Origin of the sequence: Binatus sp. (SeqCode), assembly GCF_036522015.1 — a bacterium.
Lineage (GTDB): Bacteria > Desulfobacterota > Binatia > Binatales > Binataceae > Binatus.
Genome location: NZ_DATDGQ010000005.1, coordinates 18,563 through 27,231, shown reverse-complemented (window position 1 = coordinate 27,231; position 8,669 = coordinate 18,563). Strand labels below are relative to the sequence as shown.

The window sequence follows — 8,669 nt, the reverse complement described above, 5'->3', positions numbered from 1 at the left end:
GAGATCGATCCACGCGCATCCGGGAGCGCCCGGCTCGACCACCGGCGAAACCGATTCGACCGCGTCGAGCAGGGCCGAATGCGCCGAGCTTTCCGCGGCGGGCGAGCGATGGACCACGACCAGGTCGGAGGAAATGGCGCGCGCCTGCGCGATCGTCATCCCGGGGCGGATTCCAAGTTCACGCGCGCGCGACGATACAGCGTCGAGCTCGGCATGTGGCGCAAGGCTTTGCGCTATAGCCAGCACCTTGTCCGCGAGCGCGGGATTCGAGCGCACCAGCGCCGCAATAGAAAAATCGGCGACCATGATGCACGCGATACGAGCCATCGAGACACCGTGCTAGCTGCTTGCGGAAATTCGAACCGGAGATTCTTTGCGATCGAGATGCGGATGCGCATCGAATGGATTTGGAATTGGATCGATGAGCGCGCGCACGCGAGCATGCCGTCCCGTCCCGCCCATCTTGTTGCGCGCGACCATCGCATCGACTGCGAGTCCGTCGAACATTACCGGTGAGCCGGGCGCGAGCCGGCTGAACGACGTTTCGGCGCGGCTGGCAACAATGCTCAGCGCGGCGAACGTCCCGCACATCCGCCACGGCGCGATCGCGATCACGGCGGCACCACTGCGTTCGGCCGCGCGCGCGATTCGCAGCGATGATGCATAAGTGAGTGCGCGCGGCGCCTCGCCGAAATCGACGACGACCAGGCCGAAGCCGCCCGCCTCGAGCACGAGTTCCGCAGCTTTGACGATCGCGGACCTCACCCCTAACCCCTCCCCCTTCAGGAGAGGGGAACAAGGGCGCACTGATCCTCTGCTCATCGACGCCCACAGCATCCGGCGAAGTTCTACTCCAGCCGCCACCATGCTCTCGGGATCGAAACTGCCCGAGCTGTCGAGCCATGCGGCGACCTCGCCACGGCGGGTGGCGAAGGCGGCGAACGATGCGGCAATCGAGGTCTTGCCCGAACCCGCGTGCCCCGTGATTTCGCTGATTCGCCCGCGCGGAATTCCGCCGTCAATCAGAGCGTCTAACGGTGCGAGTCCGCAGCTTAGTCGTCGGTCCTTGCGAGTGAGTTCGTGTCCACGAAAAACCCCTGTAAATTCAAGCTGTTGCGGCTGTTTTACGACTTGAATCGGGGTCGAAGTATCGGTCCATGACAAAGGTTTCGGAAGAGCAGCCACCAGTTACGTTTTCGCTCTTTCTTCGCCATATGTCAACCGGGATAATTCGGTATTTGATACTGCGCTGGACTTGCGTCGCTGCTAAATAGTCGGTGCTTGGAAGGTTCGGCTCTCAAGGGGGGCTATTGCGTGGCCGCTGGCGCTTCTTTCTGGCTGGTGTCATCGCATTTCATTCCAGTGGGATAGATGGAAGATCGCCGGGAATCAGCATTCCGTCCGCGACAACACCCTTTGGTACTATCCAACTTGCGATGACCTTTTTCGTGCGGACATCGGCGCGTCCGATGTAATACATGAATGGAGTTTTATAGACGCGGTTCCCAAAAAGGTAAGTAACACATCCGGTAACATACAGCTGAGTGGTTTTGAGTTTTTTGGTTTCCGCCAACTCATTGCCTTCAATAGATGGGTACATTTCTATGCTAGAAGAATCGTTAGGGAAGACCGTCGTTACTCCGAACGGATGATTCTCTTGGCATGCTTGTTTTTGTTCGTCGATCGGATTCTTTCGGAAGATATCGGCAACCACTGGGAGTACGCTGGCGCGAACAGCCGGAGAATGTCCGGAATTGCTGACTACCCAAGTTATCGGAACGTAGATAGAGCGCTTATTAAAATCTATGACCCCGTGTATGTGGGCTTCGACTTTGAGCCAAGGACGTTCCGACAATTCGAGTTGCGTTTGCGCAGTCTGAGCGGCGATCAGAGCCGTATGGGCTTGGTCTTTGGCGACTCCAACGCTTTCATTTACGCTGTTCAGGCTGCAAATGGCGATGGCGATTCCGACCGCGGCGACGATGGTAATGAGAAACTGACTCGCAAGATACGCATATGCATAAGCACGGGTTTGTTCATACTTGGCACGTGTGATTGGTGGTGGGGTGCCTTCCGGCTGTTTTTCGAGAACGTTAGTGTAGCGGTCTTTTTTTTCTGCTACTTCGGCTGAACCCTTTTGATATTCGCCAGTGCGGCGACTGTCATCCCCTTTCTGGTCCATTGATGATTGGTCCTTTCAAAAAGCGTTAGACGCCGCTGTGATGCGATGAGTTGTCAGATGTAATCGCCGCAAGGGCGACAATAGAAATGCTGAATCTCATCGGTCAACTAAAATTCAGAAATTACAGCTCCATCACGACGCGGGTTACGCCGTTCAGGAATGGATCGAAACGCTTCGCCAGGTAGTTGGCGAGGAAGAGTTTTGCGAAGGCGATCATTGGGGCGCTGGTGACGACGCGGCTGAGAAGCGAGTTCGACGCCACGAAGCGCGGTGCGATCTGCTGCATGTCCTGGATCGTTGTGATCTCCGGCCAGCGCTCGGCCTGGATGTTGCGCGCGGCGAAGTCGAGCGTGGCCTCGTCGGAGTGCATCTCGAGTGCGCGGCCGAGATGGTTTGCCGTGACGACGGCGTCGCGCAGTGCGACGTTGATTCCCTGGCCGCCGACGGGAGACATCGGATGGGCCACGTCGCCGATCAGGAGCAAGCCGGGCGCGGTCCATTCGCGGAGCCGATCGCAAATGACGTCGAGCAGGAATGGGCGCGCGAGGCCGGTCTTATTCGCGACGAGATATTTTCTCAGGTCGGGTGACACGTGCGGGGCGAGTTCGTCGATCCATTTGTCGCCCATCCGCCTGATGTCGCCGAAGGTTCCTTTGTCGATGACCCATCCGATCTGCGTGTGCCCTTCGGGCGACGGATACATGATGAGCAAGTGCCCGCTTCCGATATAGCCGCGCGCGGTGTGTGCATCGGGGAATTGACCGGGGAGGTGCCCCCACACTACGTCAAAGCCCTGCATGATGCGGTCCTGAGGGAGGTCTGCGCGTTTGCGAATCGCGGATGCGCGCCCGTCGCATGCGATGACGAAGTCGCCGCGATAGTCGCGCGGGCCTTCGAGCGTGTCGGCGTGGACGCCCATCACGCGATCTTTTTCGTAGATGAGATCGCGCACGGTGACGCCGCGCTCGAGCGTGAAGCCCGGGAATTTCGCGGCCTCGGCGACAATCATCTCGAGCATCGCGGGCTGCGGCGCAACGCGCGGCGGCGGATCGAGGCGGTCGATTGGAATTGCGACCACGCGCCGTTCGCCGCGAAAAAGCTCGACCGTCCGAAACGACAGATTCGGCAAAGCGTCGAGCGGTTGACGAAGTCCGGCCTCACTGAGCGCGGCGATTCCCGACGGCATCAGGATCTCGCCGCGGAACTCGCGCGAGAAGTCGGTCTGTCGTTCGAGCAGCGTCACCGGCACGCCGCGGCGGGCGAGCAGGTAGGCGAGCAGGGCGCCTGCGGGTCCGGCGCCTACGACGACTGCATTCGGCATCTTAAACTTCGCGGGAGGTTTGGTCGTCGATCAACGTTGCCAGGCCGTCGCGGTAGGGCGACGGTTCGAGCTCGCCGACGATCGTGCGCGCGATTGCGATCTGCTCCGCAGCGAGACGGCGCGCGTCAGCGATGATTTCAGGATCGCGCAGCAGGTCGAGGGCGCGCTCGAGCGCCGCGCCTTCCATCTGCGTCCCATTCTGAAAGAGCGAGCGCAGCTCCGCGCTGCGCTCGACGCCGAGCACGACCGGCAGGGAAGGAATCCCGGCGCGCAAATCGGAGCCGACCGGTTTGCCGATTTTTTCTTCGGGCCCCAGGATGTCGAGCAGATCGTCAACCATCTGGAACGCCAGGCCCATCGCGGTGCCGAGCTTCGCCATCGCGTCGATCGTCCGGGTCGATACGCCAGCCAGTTCCGCCGCGAGCCTGCCACCGGCGTAGAACAGCGACGCGGTTTTGCGATCGATCACCTTTATGTAGTCGGCCAGGGTCGCGGCCGCGTTGTGACGAAACCTGCTCTCCATCACCTCGCCTTCGGTGAGCTGGATGCAGGCCTGCGCCGCGGTACGCACCAGACGTTCGTCGAAGCGGCCGGAGACCTCGAACGCGCGGCAGAACAAGTAGTCGCCCGCGATCAGCGAGGGGCCAAATCCGTAGCGCGCGAAGGCCGACGGCTTGCCGCGGCGCAGCAAGCCCTGATCGATGATGTCGTCGTGGAGCAGCGTTGCCGAGTGGATGAGCTCAAGTGCGATTGCCGCGTCGATCGGCTCATCGACTCGGTCGTCGGGCCCGCCGCATGCGCGATATACCAGCATGATGAACGTCGGACGCAGCCGTTTGCCGCCGGCGTCAACCAGGTAGTGGCAGATCTCCGCGATGATCGGTTCTTTCGAGTCGAGCAGGCGCGACAGTTTCGCTTCGACCGCCGCGAGGTCGGTTTCGACGAGGCGCGCGGGGTTCAACGCGTCAGGCGTCGATGCGGCGGCGAGTTGAGTAGCCTTGGCTCTTTTCATTTCTATTTGTTTCAGTGAACGGTATCAGCGGAATAAATCCATTTCGGCGGGGCGAATCAAAATCTTCGCGCTGCCTTCGAATGGTTCGTATTGGTATCCCCGCACGACGACTGCCGGGATGGCGCCGGCTTTTTCCATGAGTAGCCCGGCGGCGGACGCGATCTCGTCGGCGATCGCCACGACCGTGTGATGCAATTCGCGGCCCCCTAAGTCGGTGGTGCCGCGCAAGTCGAGGATCGGATTCATCCCCGCGATACCGAGGCAGATTTCGGTGAGGCCGTCGCGCCACGGGCGGCCGAAGGTGTCGGTGATCAACACGGCGACGGGAACGTTGAGCCGGCGGCGAATGTCGTTGCGAAGGCGGCGCGCGGACTCGTCGGGATCTTCGGGCAGCAGGATTGCGCGGTCGTCCTCGAGGCTGTTGGATTCGTCGACGCCGGCGTTGGCGCAGACCCATCCGGGCCCGGTCTCGACGATCAGCACGCCGCGATCGTTGCGGACGATCCTGCTGGTTTGGCGCAGCACGATTTCGATCGCGCGCGGGTCTTTCTCCCATCGCCTGGCGTAGGCTTTGGCGAATTCGGAGGGTTCGAAGTCCTTGAAATTCACGACGCGCCCTTCGGCCTTCGAGACTACCTTCTGACACACAACAAGAATATCGCCGGCCGCGAGCTTGAAGCCGGTGTCGTCGAGTCCCTTGGCGATCAGCGTGGCGAGATCGTCACCGGCTTTCACCATCGGGATGCCCTCGATCGCTGTGAGACTTATCGTGCGCATCAGCGGGACCAGAGTACTACACCTCAAGCGCTGGCAGAACCACTTTTGCCAACGCGGCGGCGCGCTCGGGCGTGGCCATGATCGTGTCGGTTGCAATCGCGCGCATCCCGAGCCGCTCGATCGGTTCGAGGTAGCGGCGGTCGGCATTGTCGATAACGAACAGGCCGACGATGTCGCGATAGAGCCGCGCAACTCCAAGCGGCGACACTTCCATTCCGAGTCCGCGGAGCATCTTGTCGGCGGGACCTTTGATCGTCTTGCCGCCGACGATCGGGCTGATAGCGGCGACGCGCGATTTCACTTTCCGCAACGCATCGCGCACTCCGGTCAATTGCAAAATCGGGCCAAGCGAGACGAACGGATTCGAGGGCGCCAGGATGACTGCGGCGGATCTGCGAATTGCCGCGAGCATCGCAGGGGTGGGACGCGCGTCGGCGATTCCGCGCAGTTCGATCTTCTCGACCAGGCCGCGTGCGCGTCCGCGTACGAAGTATTCCTGGAACGGGATGGCGCGCCGCCCGAGCAGCTTTACGAAGGTCCGCACGCGATCGTCGCTCATCGGCAGGATGCGCGACTTGACTGCGAAGGCCTCCGCGATTTCCGCAGTGATGCGAGTGAGCGACGCGCCCTGACGCATCCGCTCGGTGCGATATAGATGAGTGGCGAGGTCGCGATCGCCGAGCCCGAACCACGGCTTGCCGTAAAACCGCTCGAGCGCAGGGAGCACGTTGAACGATTCGCCATCGAGCCCCCAACCCTGCGCGCGATTCACCGCGCCCGCGAGCGTGTAGGTGACGGTGTCGATATCGGGCGAGACGTGCAGTCCGTAAAAGGTCTCGTCGTCGCCGGTGTTAACGACGACGGTCAGCCGCGCGGGATCGATACAGCGAACCAGTCCGCGAATGAACTTAGCCGCACCCACTCCCCCCGCTAGCGTGGTGATCTGCCGGGGCGGGAGAGGTCGCGATTGGCCGCGCGCCATTGGGTGCCTTTCTTCCGTAGAGCTTTTTGTAGAGCGTGGTGCGCTCGACCGCGACGCGACCCATCTCGCGCGCTTTTTGCTCGAACACGTCGACCGGCACGAACTCGCCCGAGTCGCCGCCGGCCTGCGCCGTGATGCTTTCCTCCATCAGCGTGCCCGACAGATCGTTGCATCCGGCTTTCAGCGTGAGCGCCGCGAGCTCGACGCCGCACTTCACCCACGACGTCTGGATGTTGTCGATCTGCCCGCGCAGGAACAGCCGCGAGACCGCGTACATCTGAAAATCGAGCTGCCCGCGATCAACCGGCGACACGAGGCCCTTGCGGTAGAGCATCGTGTTCTGATGGATGAATCGCAGCGGCACGAACTCGGTGAAGCCATGCGTCTGCTTCTGGATCGTCCGGAGCAGGTCGAGATGATTGACGACATGCTGCGGACTCTCGACGTGTCCGTACATCACAGTCGAGGTCGTCGGCACGCCGACCGCGTGCGCGGTGGTGATTATCTCGACCCACGCGGCGACGTCGACTTTCTTGTGACTAAGGATCTCGCGCACACCGTCGTCGAGGATTTCCGCGGCGGTGCCGGGAATCGAGCCGAGCCCATGCTCCTTGAGCATCGTGATGTATTCCGGGTAGTCCATCCGCACGCGTTTGGCGCCGTACATTATTTCCATCGGCGAGAAGGCGTGGACGTGAATCTCGGGGAACGCGCGCTTCATCGCGTCGAGCAGGTCGCGATACTTGAACGGCGGCATGTCGGGATTGATTCCGCCTTGCATGCAAACTTCAGTCGCGCCGCGCGCGACCGCGTCGGCCACTTTGCGCACGATGGTTTCGTCGGAATGATCGTAGGCGTCGGCTTCCCAGCGCTGACGCTTGAAGCCGCAGAACTGGCATCCCACGAAACAGATGTTGGTGAAGTTGATATTGCGATTGACGACGTAAGTGACTTCGTTGCCGATATCTTCGGCGCGCGCAAGGTCCGCGCATTTGATTGTCGCGCGCAAGTCGTCACCCTCCGACGTGTAGAGCAACAGACCCTCTTCGGGCGTCAGTTCTTTTTTCAGGAGAGCGTGTTCAAGCGCGGTGCGGACCGCGGGCGACGCCTTGCCGAGCAGAGCCTCGACGGGAGTCGCCTCGATTTCGTCGACGTAAGTGCGCCAGTACTCCAGGTTCATGATTGGCCTCCGACAGGTCGATCCCATATCGCGCGCACTTTAGTCGCGACCGCCGGGTCGAGCCATTCATCATTGATGTATTCGTTATAGATTGCGAGCCGTTCGCCGAGCGTGAAACCTGCTCGCGCGCATTGTTCGCCGAGCCGATCGAGATGCGGCCACGGCGCTTCGGGATTCACGTAGTCCTTGCTGAGCGGCGAAATCCCGCCCCAGTCGTTGATTCCGGCATTCAGGAACAATTCGATCTGACGCGGCGACAAGTTGGGCGGCGCCTGCACATTCATCGACGGCCCAAGCACCAGTCGCGCAGTCGCGATCGCGCGCGCCATATCGTAAGCGTCGGGCTCCGGCGCGTCGGCCATCGCAATTTCAGGCTTGGCGCGAAAATTCTGGATGATCACTTCCTGGATATGACCGTGACGCTTATGGGAGTCGCGAATCGCCGTCAGGCTCAGTGCGCGTTCGGCCGGAGTCTCGCCGATACCGAGCAGGATTCCGGTTGTGAAGGGAATCCGCAGCGCACCCGCGTCATCTATCATCTTAATACGCAGCGCGGGATCCTTGTCGGGCGCCGCCTGATGCACTCCGCCGCGCGCACGCAATCGCGGCGAGATATTTTCAAGCATCAGGCCCATGCTGACGTTGAGCGGACGCAGCGCGCGCATTTCTTCGGACGTCATCAGGCCGGCATTGGTATGCGGCAGCAGACCCTCGGCAATCGCGATCTCGCAGGCGCGGCCGACGTATTCAATCGTGGTGCGGACGCCGAGCGATGCGAGCGTCTCGCGATATTCCTTGAACGCAACCTCCGGCTTGTCGCCGAGACACATCAGTGCCTCTTTGCATCCAAGTTCGGCGCCCCGCCGCGACCACTGCGCAATCTCGTCGGGCATCATGGTCCATGCGCCGGGGTCGCCGGGATCTTTGCGGAACGTGCAGTAGGTGCATCTGTCGCGACAGAGGTTGGTGATGGGCAGAAAAACTTTGCGCGAATAGGTTACGTCGCGGCCTTTGCCCCGATCGCGCAGCTCAGCCGCTGCGGAAAGCATGGCATCGAGATCGCCATCGGGACATTCGATGAGCGCGATCGCGTCGGCATCGCTCAAACGCGCACCGGCCAACGCTCGATCGAGGATTCCGCGAATGGACGCGTGTTCGTGTTGCTCGGAAGCGAGCGATGATTGTAACAACGCCATCAATCGCGTTTATAAGACA

General features: G+C 61.4%; 8 protein-coding genes and 1 pseudogene. All 9 read right to left on the bottom strand.

The window, feature by feature from the left end; genetic code table 11:
* Positions 1-327, bottom strand: a pseudogene (locus VIW95_RS00375) (hypothetical protein); the annotation flags it as partial.
* Positions 328-339: 12 nt separating this feature from the next.
* Entirely contained in the window at positions 340-1,185 is an 846-nt protein-coding gene (locus VIW95_RS00370) for an ATPase domain-containing protein (RefSeq protein WP_331582842.1), read from the bottom strand.
* Positions 1,186-1,354: 169 nt separating this feature from the next.
* Positions 1,355-2,182: a hypothetical protein gene (locus tag VIW95_RS00365; RefSeq protein WP_331582840.1), complete on the bottom strand. Its 828-nt coding sequence runs from the start codon at positions 2,180-2,182 to the stop codon at positions 1,355-1,357.
* Between the two features lie 121 nt (positions 2,183-2,303).
* A complete protein-coding gene (locus VIW95_RS00360; RefSeq protein ID WP_331582838.1) occupies positions 2,304-3,503 on the bottom strand; it encodes an FAD-dependent monooxygenase in 1,200 nt (399 codons plus the stop codon).
* 1 nt (position 3,504) lies between these two features.
* Positions 3,505-4,515, bottom strand: coding sequence for a polyprenyl synthetase family protein (locus VIW95_RS00355; protein WP_331582836.1), 1,011 nt, complete (start codon positions 4,513-4,515; stop codon positions 3,505-3,507).
* Positions 4,516-4,539: 24 nt separating this feature from the next.
* A complete protein-coding gene (gene cofE / locus VIW95_RS00350) occupies positions 4,540-5,292 on the bottom strand; it encodes a coenzyme F420-0:L-glutamate ligase (protein WP_331582833.1) in 753 nt (250 codons plus the stop codon).
* 16 nt (positions 5,293-5,308) lie between these two features.
* Positions 5,309-6,214: a 2-phospho-L-lactate transferase gene (cofD, locus tag VIW95_RS00345; protein WP_331582831.1), complete on the bottom strand. Its 906-nt coding sequence runs from the start codon at positions 6,212-6,214 to the stop codon at positions 5,309-5,311.
* A complete protein-coding gene (gene cofH / locus VIW95_RS00340) occupies positions 6,201-7,454 on the bottom strand; it encodes a 5-amino-6-(D-ribitylamino)uracil--L-tyrosine 4-hydroxyphenyl transferase CofH (protein ID WP_331582829.1) in 1,254 nt (417 codons plus the stop codon). The genes cofD and cofH overlap by 14 nt, the downstream gene beginning before the upstream one ends.
* Positions 7,451-8,650 carry a 7,8-didemethyl-8-hydroxy-5-deazariboflavin synthase CofG gene (gene cofG / locus VIW95_RS00335; protein WP_331582826.1) on the bottom strand — a complete coding sequence of 400 codons (1,200 nt, stop codon included), beginning with the start codon at positions 8,648-8,650 and terminating at the stop codon, positions 7,451-7,453. Before cofG ends, cofH begins: the two co-directional genes overlap by 4 nt.
* Between the last annotated feature and the right edge of the window lie 19 nt (positions 8,651-8,669).